This is a genomic window from Pseudacidovorax intermedius (genome assembly GCF_003350475.1).
GTDB classification, from domain to species: domain Bacteria; phylum Pseudomonadota; class Gammaproteobacteria; order Burkholderiales; family Burkholderiaceae_C; genus Xenophilus; species Xenophilus intermedius.
Window position 1 is genome coordinate 241,568 of sequence record NZ_QQAV01000003.1, and the last position, 14,009, is coordinate 255,576.

Consider the following 14,009-nt stretch of genomic DNA (forward strand, 5'->3'; position numbering starts at 1 on the left):
GAAGGTCAGGCGTTGCGTCGGGCGGTCACTTCGATCTCAACCCGTGCGCCCTCCACGGCCAGCGGGCTGCACACGGTGGTGTTGGCCGGGCGGTTGTCGCCCAGGCGCCGCCGCAGCGCCTGGCTGACGGCCACCACATCGCCGCGGTCGGGCACGTAGACGCGCACGCGCACCACGTCATCGAAGCCGGCGCCCGCCTCGGCAAGCGCGCTGCCGATGGTGTCGAGCGCCAGTTCGGCCTGGGCTTCGGCGCCCTCGGGAAAGCGGCCCGTGCGGAAGTCCTGCCCCACGGTGCCGGAGACGAAGACCCAGCGGCCATCGACCACCGCCCGTGCGTAGCCGGCCAGTTCTTCCCAGCGCGAGCCGCTCTGGATGAAGCGGCGGCCGTTCATGTCGCCTTGAAGCCGGAATCGCGGATCACCTTGCCCCAGGTGGCGTTGGCATCGACCACCCAGCGCCCCACCTCGGCGGAGGACGCGGGCGTGACCTCGTTGCCCATCTTGGCCAGTCGCTCCTGCAGGTCCGGTTGCGCCAGCACGGTGCGCACGGCACGCTCGAAGGGCTCGACCACCTCGGGCGGCACGCCCTTGGGGCCGAAGAAGGCGAGCCAGGGGTTCTTGTCGATGCCCGCAAAGCCCAGCTCGCGGAAGGTGGGAATGTCCGGTGCGGTGCGGCTGCGCGTCTCGCCCGAGCTGGCCAGGATGCGCACCTTGCCGGCCCGGTGGTGCTCGATCAACTCGGTCATCGAGGCGATGCCGATCGGGATCTGGCCGGCGAGCAGGTCCTGCACCATCGGCGCGCCGCCCTTGTAGGGCACGGAGTTCAGCGGCACGCCGAAGGACTGGCCGATCACATGACCGATGAACTGCGGCACGCTGCCCGCGGCCGGGATGCCGTAGTTGGCCTCGGTGGGCCGGGCCTTGACCCAACTGCCGAGTTCGGCCATCGAGGTGACCCCCGTGGCCGCGCTCACCGCCAGCACGTTGTAGTAGCTGGCCACGCCGGCCAGCGGCGTGAAGTCGCGCACGGCGTCATAGCCTGCCGCCGCAATCGTGAGCGGCACGATGACCTGCGTGTGATCGATGGACAGCATGATGGTCGAGCCGTCGGGCGCTGCGGCCTTCAGCGCCTGCGCCGCGATCTGGCCGCCGGCGCCGGGCTTGTTGTCGATGACGAAGACCTGCCCGTTCATGGCCTTGCCCAGGCGGTCGACGATGGCGCGGGCCACCACGTCGGTGGCGCCTCCCGGCGGAAAGCCCACCAGCACGCGCACCGGGCCGCTGTAGGGCTTGGCGCCCGCGGCAAGCGGCAATGACGAAAGCGCGGGCAGCGCGCAGGCGGCGGGAAAGAGGCGGCTGAACTGGCGTCGGTTCATGGCAGGGGTCCTCGGTTCATGGCGTCGTGGAAAAGAAGGCTCATCGGGCAAGCAGCGACTGGATCAGCAGCACTTCCACCTCGTGGCATCGCACCAGGCGCAGCCAGCGTGCGTCGTCCATGTCGGGCGTGCGGGCCGCATGCAGGCTGATGCGGCAGCCGGGGGTCGTCGTGTCGGGCAGGGGTGCGGACTCGACCGTGGCGTGGATGCGCGGCGCAAGCGCGTCGGGCGCGCTGCCGACGTGATAGGTGACCCGGCCGCGCGCCGCGTCGAGCACCGGCCGCACAAAGCCTTCGGAACCGTCGAACAGCGAATGGCCCTGCACCACGCCATCGCCGGCGTCGCGGGTCTGCCAGCAGCCCAGCGCCCAGCGGCCGAGTTCCAGGCCGTCGGCCAGGAAGGCCAGCGCGCGGTCGGCGGGCGCGGCGCACAGCACCGACGCGCAATGGATGGAAGCGGGAATGGCATCCATGGCGATGTCGGTCAGCGCGTCAGCCGCGCCAGCTCACGCAGCGCGCCGACCACGTCTTCGGCCGTGTTGTAGAAGTGCGGCGCGATGCGGATCACGTCGTTGCGCGCCGACACCACAAAGCCGGCGGCCAGCATCCGCGCCTCCACCTCGGCGGCGTTGCGCACGCGGATCGCGGTGTTGGCCCCCTTGGCCCCGGGGACCGTGGGGCTCACCACCTCGAGTCCGAGACGGGGCGCCTCTTCCAGCGCCACGGCCGAGAGCAGGCCCAGCCATTCTTCGATGGCCGGCACGCCGATCTCGTTGAGCAGGCCGATGCTGGCGCGCGCCACGCTCGCACACATCATGGGGGGCGTGCCGGTGTTGAAGCGTTGCGCACTCGCGGCAAAGTCCAGCCGGGCGGGATCGAAGGCAAAGGGATTCACCCGGCCGAACCAGCCGGTGACGGCCGGCTCCAGCTGGCGAGCCAGTTCGGGCCGGACGTAGAGAAAGGCGATGCCCGGAATGCCCAGCAGGTACTTCTGGGCGCCGGCGGCGAGCATGTCGACGCCCTGGGCCCGCACGTCGATGGTCCGCGAACCGGCCGACTGGTAGGCATCGACGAACTGCAGCGCGCCCTGCGCGCGCGCGGCGGCGCCCGTGGCGGCGATGTCCACGAGCTGCCCGTCGTAGAAGCAGGCCTGCGACACCGAAACCAGCGCGGTGGACGCGTCGATGGCCTGAACGAGCCGGGCCGTGGTGTCGCTCGCGCCGGGTCGGGCCTGCACGAAACGCACCTGGGCGCCGCGCCGCGACTGCTGCGCCAGCCACACGTGGCAGACCGAAGGAAAGTCCAGGCTGCCGGTGACGATGCCGTCGCGCCCGTCGTCGAAGCGCAGTGCCGAGGCGATGCTGGACGCGGCATCGGACACGCTGCCGAGCACCGCCACATCGTCGGCATCGGCATGGATCATGCGAGCGAACTCGGCACGCGCCAGCGCCACCTGCTCCATCCAGTAGCCCCAGTCGGCGCCACGTGTGGTCCACACCGCCAGGTAGTCGTCGATGGCCTGCCTGACCGGCAGGCTCATCGCACTCTGCGAGCAGCTCGACAACTGGACGGTGTTCTCCAGGATGGGGAAAAGCTTTCGGTATGAAGAAAATGGATGAGTCATGACGCTGTTGTTGTGGAGGCCTTGGGGTGCTTGAAGCGATGAATCCGCACGCCGGCGCGGCGGCTTCGCCCTCGGCCTGGATCGAGGTGCCGCAGTTCGACTGGCAGGCACTGACGGCAGCCGGCGCCCTGCCTGCGGTGGCGTTCCGCAAGGGCCAGACGCTGTTCTCGCAGGGGGATGCCGCCACCCATGTGCAGCTCATCGAGCAGGGGCGCGTCCGGCTGATGCTGTGGTCCGAATCCGGTCATGAGAAACACCTGGCCATCGTCGGCCGCCACGGCCTGGTGGGCGAGTGCAGCGCCTTCCTGGACGGCCGGCAGTCGATGACGGCCGTGGCCTCGTGCGACGGCGTGGCACGCCAGATCGAGCGCACGCATCTGCTGCGCTGCATGCAGGCCGACGCCACCTGTCTGCGGCAGGTGCTGTGGCTCATGGGCACCAAGCTGCGCGTGCTGGCGCAGCAGAACCTGCTGCTGAGCCAGACCAGCGCGGCCGAACGCGTCGTGCACCACCTGCTGCAGCTGGCCGACACCTATGGCGAGACGCAGGCCACGGGCATGGCGATCGGCGTCTCCTTCACGCACCAGGAGATGGCCAACATCACCGGCCTGAGCCGCGTGATGACCTCGAACGTGATGAGCCAGCTGCAGGGCCAGGGGCTGATCGAGATGGCGAAGTCCCATTGCGTGATCCGCGACATGCAGGGGTTGCGGCGACTGGCGCCGAAGCTGTAGACGCCCGGGGGCGGCGCAGCCAGTCTAGGAACGCGGCTGGGGGGTGTATGTCAACGGCTTTACAAGCTTGCATCGCGCAATGCCGACCCCAAAGAGAAAGCCCGCACACGCGTGGGCATGTGCGGGCTTGAAGGTGGTGCCCCCAGCAGGAATCGAACCTGCATCTGCCCCTTAGGAGGGGGCCGTTCTATCCATTGAACTATAGGGACCGGGGCACTGGCCGCGGGCCGTGGGAGGCCGGCGGCAGGCCCGCGACTTTAACCCAAGCGGCCGGCCTCGCCGCGCAGGGCCAGCACGTCCGCATGCAGGCTCTGGGCCCAGCCGCGGCGGTCGCGGCCCTCGGGGCTCTGGGGCTCGCCGAACTGCACGACGGCCACCAGCGGTGGCGCGCGCAGGGTGCGCCACAGCGAGCTGATCAGGGTGTCGTCGTCGACGTAGACGGGCGCGAAGCTCACTTCGCCGGTGGCGGCATCCAGGAAACGAAGCGCCACCGGCTGCACCGGCGCATCGGCCGAGATGGCCGACTGCAGCAGGTTGGCATGGAAGGGCAGCAGGCCGCGGCCGTCGCTGGTGGTGCCCTCGGGGAAGACGGCGATGCGGTCGCCCGCGCGCAGCGCCTCGGCCATGTGGTGAGCCACCCGCAGCGCGTCGCGGCGCTTTTCGCGCTCGATGTAGAGCGTGCCGGCGCCGGTGGCCAGCGTGCCGATCAGCGGCCAGTGCCGCACGGCCGACTTGGAGACGAAGCGCACATGGCGGGCGGCATGCAAGGTCATGATGTCCAGCCACGACACATGGTTGGCCACCACGAGCACCGGCCCCGTCTGGGGCACGGGCCCGCGCACCACCAGCCGGATGCCCAGCAGTTGCAGCGCGTGCTGGGCCCAGCGCTCCACATGATCGGCCCGCGTCGGCGCGTCCAGCGCGTCGAAGCGGCGGCGGATGATCCACCAGCCCCGCAGGGCATGGGCCAGCAGCCGCACGAGGCGGCCAAGCGCGACAAGGGATCGGGGCATGGGTGTCGACGAACGCGAAGGAGGCCGGCGGGCCGCTCAGGCGGCCTCGTGCACCAGCTGTCCGCCCACGAAGGTCGCGCGCACGGCGCCCACCAGCGCGTGGCCGGCGAAGGGCGTGTGCTTGCCCTGGCTGCGCAGCGCCTCGGGCAGCACCTGCCATTCGCGGCGCGGGTCGGCCACCACCACGTCAGCAGGGCCGCCCACGGCCAGGCGGCCGAGTTGCGCGCCGGTCTCGCCCAGCAGGCGTGCCGGCGCCTGGGTGATGGCCTGCACGGCGCGCGACAGTCCGGCGCCGCTGCGCTCCGCCCACAGCAGGGCCAGGGGCAGCAGCAGCTCCAGGCCGGTGGCGCCGGGCTCGCTCTCGGCGAAGGGCAGGGTCTTGGCATCGGCCTCGACCGGCGTGTGGTCGGAGACCAGCGCGTCGATGGTGCCGTCGGCCAGCGCGGCCGACAGCGCATCGCGGTCGCGCTGCTGCCGCAGCGGTGGCGTCAGGCGCGCACGGCTGTCGAAGAAGCCGATGTCGGTGTCGGCCAGGTGCAGCGAGTTGATGCTGACGTCACAGCTCACCGGCAGGCCCGCGGCCTTGGCCTCGCGCACCAGCTGCACGCCGGCCGCGCTGGACAGGCGGCACAGGTGCACGCGGGCGCCGGTGGTCTTCATCATCTCGAAGATGGTGAACAGGGCGATGGTCTCGGCGGCCACGGGCACGCCCGACAGGCCCATGCGCGTGGCCAGGGCCCCGCTGGCGGCCACGCCCTTGCCCAGGTCGCGGTCCTGCGGGCGCAGCCACACGGTGTAGCCGAAGGTGCTGGCGTACTGCAGCGAGCGCTGCAGCACCACGTTGCCGGACAGCGGCACCTCCGCCTGGCCGAAGCCGATGCAGCCGGCCTCGGTCAGCTCGGCCATCTCGGTCAGCACCTCGCTCTTGAGGCCGCGCGTGAGCGCGCCCTGCGGAAAGAGGCGCGCCTTCTGCAGCTTCTCGGCGCGGAACTTGAGCATCTCGACCAGGCCGGGCTCGTCGAGCACCGGGTCGGTGTCGGGCGGGCAGACCAGGCTGGTCACGCCACCGGCCACGGCCGCGGCCATTTCGCTTTCGAGCATGCCCTCGTGCTCGTAGCCGGGCTCGCGCAGACGCGCGGCCAAGTCGACCAGACCGGGCAGCACCAGGCAGCCGGTGGCGTCGATGGTGCGCTCGGCCGTGAAGTCGGAGGGCAGGTCACCGATGGCGGCGATACGGCCGTCCGCGATGGCCACGGCAGCCACCCCATCGAAGCCGGAGGCGGGGTCGATCACCCGGCCGTTTTGGATCAACGTATTCATCATTCTTCCCATCAGCAAATGGCGTCCGAGCGGCGTAGCGAGCGCGTCGAGCTTGTGCCGAGCAGCGCAGCCGTACTCACGTACGGCGAGCAGCGCAGGCGCAAGATCGGCGCGCGCAGTAGCCGAGCGGGCGCCATTTCATGCTTCGTTACCTGCCACGATGCTCATGACGGCCATGCGGACCGCGATGCCGAAGGTCACCTGCGGCAGGATCACGCTCTGCTTGCCGTCCACCACCTCGGAGGCGATCTCCACGCCGCGGTTGATGGGCCCCGGATGCATCACGATGGCGTCGGGCTTGGCCAGCTGCAGCTTCTCGGGCGTGAGGCCGTAGGTCTTGAAGTACTCCTGGCTCGACGGCAGCAGTGCGCCGCTCATGCGCTCATTCTGAAGGCGCAGCATGATGACCACGTCGCAGTCCTTGATGCCCTCTTCGAGCTTGTGGAAGACCTTGACGCCCATCGGCGCCAGGTCGCCCGGCACCAGGGTGCGCGGGCCAACCACGCGCACCTCGGCGACGCCCAGCGTGGTCAGCGCATGGATGTCGGAGCGGGCCACGCGCGAATGCAGCACGTCGCCCACGATGGCCACCGTGAGGTTGGAGAAGTCCTTCTTGTAGTGGCGGATGGTGTACATGTCGAGCAGCCCCTGCGTGGGGTGCGCATGCCGGCCGTCGCCCGCATTGATGACGTGCACATGCGGCGCCACATGCTGCGCGATCAGGTAGGGCGCGCCCGATTCGCTGTGCCGCACCACGAACAGGTCGGCCGCCATCGCGCTCAGGTTGGCGATGGTGTCCAGCAGCGTCTCGCCCTTGGCGGTGGAGCTGCGGGCGATGTCGAGGTTGATGACGTCGGCCGACAGCCGCTTGGCCGCGATCTCGAAGGTGGTGCGGGTGCGCGTGCTGTTCTCGAAGAAGAGGTTGAACACGCTCTTGCCGCGCAGCAGCGGCACCTTCTTGACCTCGCGGTCGCTCACGCTGACGAAGTTGGCGGCGGTGTCCAGGATCTGCGTGACGATGGACTTGGGCAGGCCCTCGATGGACAGCAGGTGGATCAGCTCGCCGTTCTTGTTGAGCTGGGGGTTGCGTTTGTAGAGCATCAGGCCTGCTCCTCGACGTTGAAACGCAGGCTGCCATCGTTGCCCCGGGCGAGCGCCAGCAGTTGCGTGTCGGGCAGCGTGAGATGGGCCGCCGCGAAGTCCGCCGCCACCGGCAGCTCGCGCCCGCCCCGGTCCACCATCACCGCGAGCCGCACGCAGGCCGGACGGCCGAAGTCGAACAGCTCGTTGAGCACCGCGCGGATGGTGCGGCCGGTGTAGAGCACGTCGTCCAGCAGCAGCACATCGCTGCCGTCGACGTCGAAGGGCAGTTGCGTCTGCGCGCTGGCGGCCATGCCGCGGCGGGCGAAGTCGTCGCGGTGCATCGCGGAGGAGATGACGCCGGGCGTGCCAGGCAGGCCCAGGTCTTTCTGCAGCCGCTCGACCAGCCAGGCGCCGCCGGAGGTCACGCCCACCAGGCGGGTGTGCTCGCGCATCAGCGGCTTCACGCCGGCCAGCAGCGTCTGGTAGAGCCCCTCGGCATCGGGCAATGCGTTCACGGAAGGTTCCTCAGGAATTGTTCAAGGATGATGCAGGCGCTCGCCGCGTCGGCGTCGCGCGCGCCGGAAGAGATGGCCTCGGTGGTGCTGTAGCGCTCGTCCACCTGGTAGACCGTCAGGCCGAAGCGGCCATGCAGCTGGCGGGCAAAGCGCTGGGCGGCGCGGGTGTTGTCGTGCGCGGCGCCGTCCGGGTGGTAAGGCACGCCCACCACCAGCGCGTCGGGTTGCCATTCGCGGATGCGGGCCTGGATCTGCGCGAAGCGGGCATCGCCCTCGGCCTTGATCGTCGCCTGCGGCGTGGCGCTGCGCAGCAGGCGGTTGCCGCTGGCCACGCCGGTGCGCTTGAGGCCGAAGTCGAAGGCGAGGAAGCTCTGGAAGTGCGCGGGGACGTCAACGTTCTCAGGCATGGCCGGCTTCCGGCGACAGGGTCCAGGCGGCCAGGCCGAGCAGCGACAGCGCCTTGTCATAGCGCTGCTCCACCGGCGTGTCGAAGATGACGGCCGGGTCGGCGCCCACGGTGAGCCAGGCGTTCTCGGCGATCTCGGATTCGAGCTGGCCCTGCTCCCACGACGAATAGCCCAGGGTGACCAGCACCTTGCGTGGGCCGGCACCGGTGGCCATGGCCTCCAGCACGTCCTTGGAGGTGGTCATCTCCAGGCCGCCGGGGATGGTCATGGTGGAGGCGTAGACCGAGTGCGGCTTGCCGTCGTCGGCCGGCGGGGCGCCGGTGGTGTCCTCGCCCACGACGGGCTCGTGCAGCACGAAGCCGCGTTCGGTCTGCACCGGTCCGCCCTGGAAGACGGGGGCATCGTCGAGGTCGGGGCGCGCCAGACGCAGTTCGATCTTCTGGAACAGGCCCTTGAGGTCGATGTCGCTCGGCTTGTTGATGATCAACCCCAGCGCGCCGCGTTCGCCGTGCTCGCACAGGTAGACGACGCTGCGGCTGAAGGCCTGGTCCTGCATGCCCGGCATCGCGATGAGGAAGTGATGCGTGAGATTGGTCAGGGCAGAATCGACGGACATATGCCTCCAATTTTAGTGGCCGTCGACAAGCCCTTCGCCCGAGGGCTCATGTGGTTCCGGCGTGACCTGCGGGTGCAGGACAACGCGGCGCTCTACCACGCACTGCGCAGCTGCCGTGAGGTGGTCTGCGCCTTCGTGTTCGACCGGGCGATCCTCGACGCCCTGCCCCAGCGCGACCGCCGCGTCGAGTTCATCCAGGAGTCGGTGCTGCAGTTGCAGGCCGCCCTGCGCGGCATGGGCGGCGACCTGGTGGTGCGCCATGCCGTGGCCGAGGAAGAGATCGCCCCCCTCGCCCGGCAGCTGGAGGTGCAGGCCGTCTTCGCCAACCGTGACGACGAGCCCGCCGCGCTGGACCGCGACGCCCAGGTGCTGGGCGCGCTGGCCAATGCGGGCGTGAGCTTCCAGACCTTCAAGGACCATGTGGTCTTCGAGCGGGACGAGGTACTGACCCAGGCCGGCGGCGTCTATTCGGTGTTCACGCCCTACAAGCGCGCCTGGATGGCCAAGGCCGAAGACGCCTTCTACCTGAGCCCCTACCCGGTGGAGCGCTACGCCGACGCCCTCATCCCCACGCCGGCCGAGCACCGCACCGAAGTGCCCACGCTGGCCGAGCTGGGCTTCGAGCCCACCAACCTGCACGAGCTGGGCCTGGGCGGCGGCATGGCCGGCGCGCGCCAGTTGTTCGATGAATTCGTCGGTCGCATCGACCGCTACGACAGCACGCGGGACTTTCCCGCCGTGCGCGGGCCCAGCTACCTGGGCGTGCACCTGCGCTTCGGCACGCTCTCCATCCGCGAGGCGGCGGCCACCGCCCATGCGCTGGCCGGCAACGGCAGCCGCGGCGCCGCCACCTGGCTGGGCGAGCTGATCTGGCGCGACTTCTATGCCCAGGTGATGGCGCATCGTCCCGACCTGGCCGAGGGCAAGAGCTACAAGCCCGAGTACGACCGCATCCGCTGGCACCACGGCAAGCATGCCGACCAGCTCTTCGCCGCCTGGTGCGAGGGCCGCACGGGCTATCCGCTGGTGGACGCCGGCATGCGCCAGCTGGTGCAGTCGGGCTACATGCACAACCGGCTGCGCATGGTGACGGCCAGCTTCCTGTGCAAGGACCTGGGCCTGGACTGGCGCCGGGGCGAGGCCTTTTTCGCCGAGCACCTGAACGACTTCGAGTTTGCGTCCAACAACGGCGGCTGGCAGTGGGCCAGTTCGAGCGGCTGCGACGCGCAGCCCTACTTCCGCATCTTCAACCCGGTGACGCAGAGCGAGCGCTTCGACCCGGAGGGCAAGTTCATCCGCCGCTACGTGCCCGAGCTCGCCAGGCTGTCCAACAAGATGATCCATGCGCCGTGGCTCGCCAAGCCGGTGGAACTCGAAGCCGCCGGGCTGCGCATCGGCCACGACTATCCGGCCCCGGTGGTCGACCACGGCGAGGCGCGGCAGCAGACGCTGGAGCGCTATTCGGTGGCGCGGGAAACCGCCGAACGCGCGGCCTGAGCGGGGGCTCCCGGCCTTGGCGTTGGGTGGCGTTGGGTCATGCGGCCAGTGCCCGACGCCAGCGGCGTTCAGCCCGCGGCCGCGCGCCGCTGCAGCAGCTGCGCCGCCACGGCGACGGCGATCACCTCGGGCTCCTTGCCCGTCACACCCGGCACGCCGATGGGGCAGGTGATGCGCGCCATCTCGGCCTCGGCGAAGCCGCGCGCTTCCAGCCGATGCCGGAAGGTGGCCCACTTGGTCTTGCTGCCGATCAGGCCGACATAAGGCAGATCGCCACGCTCGCGCAGGCGCCTGAGGCAGGCAATGACGATGTCCAGGTCTTCCGCATGGCTGAAGCTCATGATGAGCACATGCGTGCCGGGCAGCAGCGTGGCGACGGCGTCCTGCACCGGCTCGCTGTGCTCGGTGTGCACCTGGGCCGGCAGGGCATCGGGAAAGACGCCGTCCCGGCTGTCGATCCAGCGCACCGAATAAGGCAGCGTGGCCAGCAGCCGCGCCAGCGCCAGGCCCACATGGCCGCCGCCGAAGATTGCGACCGGGGCCAGGTGCTCGGTGAGCTGCCGTCGCAGCTCGGCGGCATCGGCCGCGCCCACGCGGCGCATCGACAGGTGCACCACGCCGCCGCAGCACTGGCCCAGGCTGGGGCCGAGCGGGTAGCGCTTGCGCAGCGGCTCGGCGGCCGGTGACTTGAGCAGCCCGCGGGCCTCGTCGATGGCCTGGAATTCGAGCTGGCCGCCGCCGATGGTGGCCGTGAGGCCCTGCGCCCAGACCAGCATCCAGGTGCCGGCCTCGCGCGGGGCCGAGCCTTCGGTGGCCTCGACGCGCACCAGCACGCCGTCTTCATGGGCCAGGCGGGCCAGTGCGTCGTCGAGGGTGCCGATGCTCATAGGCATCCTTCGAGTTCTGCCGGCGATGCGCGCGGCGTGTCCCCCTGCGGCCGTCCGGCACGATATGGGTCCCGCCCACTGCCGCGCTCAGACGCCGTCATGGATGGAAACACGGCCACGGCAGCGCGCAGGTATAAAGCCGCGCCATGATCAAGAACACCTTCTCGCGCCTGGGCCTGCTGGCCGCCTGCACCATGGCCGCTGCATGGCTGGCCGGCTGCGGCAGCACCGGCTCCACGGTGCCGGGCCAGATCTCCGACGCCACGGCGCCGCGCGAAGCGGTGGCTGCTGCCGAGCCGGCGGGCAGTTCCCGCGCCCGCACACCGCGCGAGTACCGGCAGGATGCCGCCCGTCATGTCTATGCGCGCAACGCGGATCGCATCTACGCGGGCAAGCTGCCGCCCATGCTCTACGCCGTCGGCGTGCTGGAAGTGAAGCTCGACGCGCGCGGCCAGGTCACCGGCATGCACTGGCTGCGGGCGCCGAAGCACGCGCCCGACGCCATCGCCGGCATCGAGCGCACCGTGCTGGCCGCCGCGCCTTATCCGGTTGCCACGCGGCTCGGGTCCGTCGTGTGGACCGACACCTGGCTCTGGGACCGGAGCGGCCGCTTCCAGCTGGACACGCTGAGCGAAGGCCAGTTGCAGCAGTAGCCAGGGTCTTTCTCCCTCTCCCCTCGCGGGAGAGGGTCGGGAAGAGGGGGCAGCGGCCTGTGCAGCCCCATTGGGTCCTATGCGCGCACACCCCTCTCCCCAACCCCTCTCCCGCAAGGGGAGAGGGGCTTTCGCCCCGCAGTCATGCAGGGGCGGGCGATGCATTCAGGAACCCCGGTACGTGGAGTAGCTCCACGGACTCACCAACAAGGGCACGTGGTAGTGCTGGTCGGTGTGGGCCACGCCGAAGTCCAGCGCCACGCGGTTGAGGAAGTTGGGCTGCGGCAGATCGACACCGCGCGCCTTGAAATAGCCCGCCACATCGAACACCAGGCGATAGGTGCCGACCTTGAGGCTGCTGTTGTCATACAGCGGCCCGTCGCTGCGGCCGTCGTGGTTGAGCGTAAAGCGCCGCACCAGCGTGGCCGCCTCGCCGTCCGTGGTGTAGAGCGCCACTTCCATGCCGGCGGCGGGGCAGCCGTGCATCGTGTCCAGTACGTGGGTGCTCAAGCCCATGGGGCATCTCCTTGCGAGTCGTTGAAATGGACGGCAAAACGCACCGGGGTGGGACCGGGGCAGGACCGGGCGATCCGTCCACAAAAGTGTATACACATTTGTGCCGTGAAGCTATCATGCCTGCCATCATGGAGCCGACCACGACACGCGCGATCGTCGATGCCCTGACTCGGGCCATCGTCGAACACCGGCTGCAGCCGGGCAGCAAGCTGGCCGAACAGAAGCTGGCCGACCATTTCGGCGTCTCGCGCACGCTGGTGAGGCAAGCTTTGTTCCAGCTCTCGCAGAATGGGCTGATCCGCCTGGAGCCGGCACGCGGTGCCTTCGTGGCCGCGCCCTCGGCCGACGAGGCCCGCCAGGTGTTCGGCGTGCGCCGCATGCTGGAGGCCGAGATGGCGCGCGAGTTCGCGCGCCAGGCCACCACCGCGCAGATCAAGGCCCTGAAGGAACACGTTGCACAAGAGAAGGCCGCCGTGGCCGGGGAGGACGTGGAAGGTCGAACCGAGCTGCTCGGCGACTTCCATGTGCGCATGGCGGAGCTGATGGGCAATCAGGTGTTGGCGCAGATCCTGAGCGATCTGATCTCGCGTTGCGCCCTGATCACGCTCATGTACCAGAGCGCCGCCGAGGCTGCGCATTCCAACGACGAGCATGCCGACATCGTCCGCGCCCTGGCGGCGCGCGAGGGCGACAAGGCCGCCCGGCTGATGACCGAGCACCTGCAGCACGTCGAGGACAACCTCACCCTGGACCGCAAGGTTCCCACCAGCGACATCACGCTGGCGCTTTCCTGAGACCCCCATGCCCACCGTCTACGACGCCACCCTTCCCTATCCGCGCGACCTCGTCGGCTATGGCCGCGACGTGCCACATGCCCGCTGGCCGGGCGGTGCCCGCATCGCGGTGCAGTTCGTCCTCAACTATGAAGAGGGCGGCGAGAACAACGTGCTGCACGGCGATCCGGGCTCGGAGCAGTTCCTGTCCGAGATGTTCAACCCGGCGAGCTATCCCGACCGGCACATGAGCATGGACGGCATCTACGAATACGGCTCGCGCGCCGGCGTGTGGCGCATCCTGCGCGAGTTCGAGCAGCGCGGCCTGCCGCTCACCGTCTTCGGCGTGGGCATGGCGCTGCAGCGCTACCCCGAGCTGGCCATCGCCTTCAAGGAGCTGGGCCACGAGATCGCCTGCCACGGCTGGCGCTGGATCCATTACCAGAGCGCCGACGAGTCGCTGGAGCGCGAGCACATGCGCCTTGGCATGGAAGCGATCGAAAAGCTCACCGGCGAGCGCCCGGTCGGCTGGTACACCGGCCGCGACAGCCCGCGCACCCACCGCCTGGTGGCCGACGACGGCGGCTTCGAATACGACAGCGACTACTACGGCGACGACCTGCCCTTCTGGATGAAGGTGCAGAAGACCGACGGCAGCGTGGTGCCACAGCTGATCGTGCCCTACACGCTGGACTGCAACGACATGCGCTTCGCGCTGCCGCAGGGCTATTCGCATGCCGACCCCTTCTTCCAGTACATGAAGGACAGCTTCGACGCGCTCTATGCCGAAGGCGATCCAGCGGGGCTGGACCGGCCCAAGATGCTGAGCATCGGCATGCACTGCCGGCTGCTGGGCCGCCCGGGCCGCATCACGGCGCTGCAGCGCTTTCTGGACCACATCGGCCGCCACGACAAGGTGTGGGTGTGCCGCCGGGTGGACATCGCGCGCCACTGGCGCCAGACACACTCCTTCACCGACGCGGCCTGAGGAGACACG

General features: G+C 69.7%; 17 protein-coding genes and 1 tRNA gene. 5 read left to right on the plus strand and 13 right to left on the minus strand.

Features of this window, described 5'->3' with window-relative positions:
* Positions 1-5: 5 nt before the first annotated feature.
* Genes DFR41_RS10605 through DFR41_RS10620 form a run of 4 tightly spaced genes read right to left on the minus strand, consistent with a single transcriptional unit; the run spans position 6 to position 2,914 of the window.
* Complete coding sequence (locus DFR41_RS10605) at positions 6-392, minus strand: Rid family hydrolase (RefSeq protein WP_114802665.1); 387 nt, start codon at positions 390-392, stop codon at positions 6-8.
* Positions 389-1,375, minus strand: a complete 987-nt coding sequence (locus tag DFR41_RS10610) for a Bug family tripartite tricarboxylate transporter substrate binding protein (RefSeq protein ID WP_114802666.1) — start codon at positions 1,373-1,375, stop codon at positions 389-391. Before DFR41_RS10610 ends, DFR41_RS10605 begins: the two co-directional genes overlap by 4 nt.
* Before the next feature lie 40 nt (positions 1,376-1,415).
* Positions 1,416-1,847, minus strand: a complete 432-nt coding sequence (locus DFR41_RS10615) for a hypothetical protein (protein ID WP_114802667.1) — start codon at positions 1,845-1,847, stop codon at positions 1,416-1,418.
* Between the two features lie 11 nt (positions 1,848-1,858).
* Positions 1,859-2,914, minus strand: coding sequence for an aminotransferase class V-fold PLP-dependent enzyme (locus tag DFR41_RS10620; protein ID WP_211322574.1), 1,056 nt, complete (start codon positions 2,912-2,914; stop codon positions 1,859-1,861).
* Positions 2,915-3,036: 122 nt separating this feature from the next.
* Between DFR41_RS10620 and DFR41_RS10625 the strand changes: the two genes are divergently transcribed.
* The gene (locus DFR41_RS10625) at positions 3,037-3,732 is read left to right on the plus strand and encodes a Crp/Fnr family transcriptional regulator (RefSeq protein WP_017756901.1); all 696 of its coding nucleotides are present in this window, start codon (positions 3,037-3,039) and stop codon (positions 3,730-3,732) included.
* Between the two features lie 134 nt (positions 3,733-3,866).
* On the opposite strand, the gene DFR41_RS10630 is transcribed toward DFR41_RS10625, so the two are convergent.
* The 7 genes from DFR41_RS10630 to DFR41_RS10660 form a co-directional block, all read right to left on the minus strand.
* Positions 3,867-3,941, minus strand: a tRNA-Arg gene (locus tag DFR41_RS10630).
* A gap of 48 nt (positions 3,942-3,989) precedes the next feature.
* On the minus strand, positions 3,990-4,745 hold the full coding sequence (locus tag DFR41_RS10635; RefSeq protein WP_114802669.1) for a lysophospholipid acyltransferase family protein: 756 nt from the start codon (positions 4,743-4,745) through the stop codon (positions 3,990-3,992).
* A gap of 36 nt (positions 4,746-4,781) precedes the next feature.
* Positions 4,782-6,065 carry a dihydroorotase gene (locus tag DFR41_RS10640; RefSeq protein WP_114802670.1) on the minus strand — a complete coding sequence of 428 codons (1,284 nt, stop codon included), beginning with the start codon at positions 6,063-6,065 and terminating at the stop codon, positions 4,782-4,784.
* A gap of 138 nt (positions 6,066-6,203) precedes the next feature.
* Positions 6,204-7,166 carry an aspartate carbamoyltransferase catalytic subunit gene (locus DFR41_RS10645; protein ID WP_114802671.1) on the minus strand — a complete coding sequence of 321 codons (963 nt, stop codon included), beginning with the start codon at positions 7,164-7,166 and terminating at the stop codon, positions 6,204-6,206.
* Positions 7,166-7,663, minus strand: a complete 498-nt coding sequence (gene pyrR, locus DFR41_RS10650; protein WP_017757868.1) for a bifunctional pyr operon transcriptional regulator/uracil phosphoribosyltransferase PyrR — start codon at positions 7,661-7,663, stop codon at positions 7,166-7,168. Before pyrR ends, DFR41_RS10645 begins: the two co-directional genes overlap by 1 nt.
* The gene (gene ruvX, locus DFR41_RS10655; protein WP_017757869.1) at positions 7,660-8,070 is read right to left on the minus strand and encodes a Holliday junction resolvase RuvX; all 411 of its coding nucleotides are present in this window, start codon (positions 8,068-8,070) and stop codon (positions 7,660-7,662) included. The genes pyrR and ruvX overlap by 4 nt, the downstream gene beginning before the upstream one ends.
* On the minus strand, positions 8,063-8,686 hold the full coding sequence (locus DFR41_RS10660; protein ID WP_017757870.1) for a YqgE/AlgH family protein: 624 nt from the start codon (positions 8,684-8,686) through the stop codon (positions 8,063-8,065). Before DFR41_RS10660 ends, ruvX begins: the two co-directional genes overlap by 8 nt.
* Between DFR41_RS10660 and DFR41_RS10665 the strand changes: the two genes are divergently transcribed.
* Positions 8,687-10,183: a cryptochrome/photolyase family protein gene (locus DFR41_RS10665; protein WP_043114392.1), complete on the plus strand. Its 1,497-nt coding sequence runs from the start codon at positions 8,687-8,689 to the stop codon at positions 10,181-10,183.
* A 68-nt stretch (positions 10,184-10,251) separates the two neighbouring features.
* Here the strand turns inward: DFR41_RS10665 and xdhC are convergent, their stop codons facing one another.
* Positions 10,252-11,076, minus strand: a complete 825-nt coding sequence (gene xdhC / locus DFR41_RS10670; protein WP_114802672.1) for a xanthine dehydrogenase accessory protein XdhC — start codon at positions 11,074-11,076, stop codon at positions 10,252-10,254.
* A gap of 140 nt (positions 11,077-11,216) precedes the next feature.
* On the opposite strand from xdhC, the gene DFR41_RS10675 reads away from it, so the two are divergent.
* Complete coding sequence (locus DFR41_RS10675) at positions 11,217-11,723, plus strand: hypothetical protein (RefSeq protein WP_017760994.1); 507 nt, start codon at positions 11,217-11,219, stop codon at positions 11,721-11,723.
* 165 nt (positions 11,724-11,888) lie between these two features.
* Here DFR41_RS10675 and uraH read toward each other — a convergent pair whose 3' ends face one another.
* On the minus strand, positions 11,889-12,239 hold the full coding sequence (gene uraH, locus DFR41_RS10685; RefSeq protein ID WP_114802673.1) for a hydroxyisourate hydrolase: 351 nt from the start codon (positions 12,237-12,239) through the stop codon (positions 11,889-11,891).
* Between the two features lie 128 nt (positions 12,240-12,367).
* Here uraH and DFR41_RS10690 point away from each other — a divergent pair, with 128 nt between their 5' ends.
* Positions 12,368-13,033, plus strand: coding sequence for a GntR family transcriptional regulator (locus tag DFR41_RS10690; RefSeq protein ID WP_114802861.1), 666 nt, complete (start codon positions 12,368-12,370; stop codon positions 13,031-13,033).
* A 7-nt stretch (positions 13,034-13,040) separates the two neighbouring features.
* On the plus strand, positions 13,041-14,000 hold the full coding sequence (gene puuE / locus DFR41_RS10695; protein ID WP_114802674.1) for an allantoinase PuuE: 960 nt from the start codon (positions 13,041-13,043) through the stop codon (positions 13,998-14,000).
* Positions 14,001-14,009 lie beyond the last annotated feature (9 nt).

Coding starts and splice junctions, on each gene's coding strand:
- DFR41_RS10605 (WP_114802665.1), bottom strand. CDS start 392: ATGAACGGCCGCCGCTTCATCCAGAGCGGCTCGCGCTGGGAAGAACTG.
- DFR41_RS10610 (WP_114802666.1), bottom strand. CDS start 1,375: ATGAACCGACGCCAGTTCAGCCGCCTCTTTCCCGCCGCCTGCGCGCTG.
- DFR41_RS10615 (WP_114802667.1), bottom strand. CDS start 1,847: ATGGATGCCATTCCCGCTTCCATCCATTGCGCGTCGGTGCTGTGCGCC.
- DFR41_RS10620 (WP_211322574.1), bottom strand. CDS start 2,914: ATGAGCCTGCCGGTCAGGCAGGCCATCGACGACTACCTGGCGGTGTGG.
- DFR41_RS10625 (WP_017756901.1), top strand. CDS start 3,037: ATGAATCCGCACGCCGGCGCGGCGGCTTCGCCCTCGGCCTGGATCGAG.
- DFR41_RS10635 (WP_114802669.1), bottom strand. CDS start 4,745: ATGCCCCGATCCCTTGTCGCGCTTGGCCGCCTCGTGCGGCTGCTGGCC.
- DFR41_RS10640 (WP_114802670.1), bottom strand. CDS start 6,065: ATGAATACGTTGATCCAAAACGGCCGGGTGATCGACCCCGCCTCCGGC.
- DFR41_RS10645 (WP_114802671.1), bottom strand. CDS start 7,166: ATGCTCTACAAACGCAACCCCCAGCTCAACAAGAACGGCGAGCTGATC.
- ruvX (WP_017757869.1), bottom strand. CDS start 8,070: ATGCCTGAGAACGTTGACGTCCCCGCGCACTTCCAGAGCTTCCTCGCC.
- DFR41_RS10660 (WP_017757870.1), bottom strand. CDS start 8,686: ATGTCCGTCGATTCTGCCCTGACCAATCTCACGCATCACTTCCTCATC.
- DFR41_RS10665 (WP_043114392.1), top strand. CDS start 8,687: ATGCCTCCAATTTTAGTGGCCGTCGACAAGCCCTTCGCCCGAGGGCTC.
- xdhC (WP_114802672.1), bottom strand. CDS start 11,076: ATGCCTATGAGCATCGGCACCCTCGACGACGCACTGGCCCGCCTGGCC.
- DFR41_RS10675 (WP_017760994.1), top strand. CDS start 11,217: ATGATCAAGAACACCTTCTCGCGCCTGGGCCTGCTGGCCGCCTGCACC.
- uraH (WP_114802673.1), bottom strand. CDS start 12,239: ATGGGCTTGAGCACCCACGTACTGGACACGATGCACGGCTGCCCCGCC.
- DFR41_RS10690 (WP_114802861.1), top strand. CDS start 12,368: ATGGAGCCGACCACGACACGCGCGATCGTCGATGCCCTGACTCGGGCC.
- puuE (WP_114802674.1), top strand. CDS start 13,041: ATGCCCACCGTCTACGACGCCACCCTTCCCTATCCGCGCGACCTCGTC.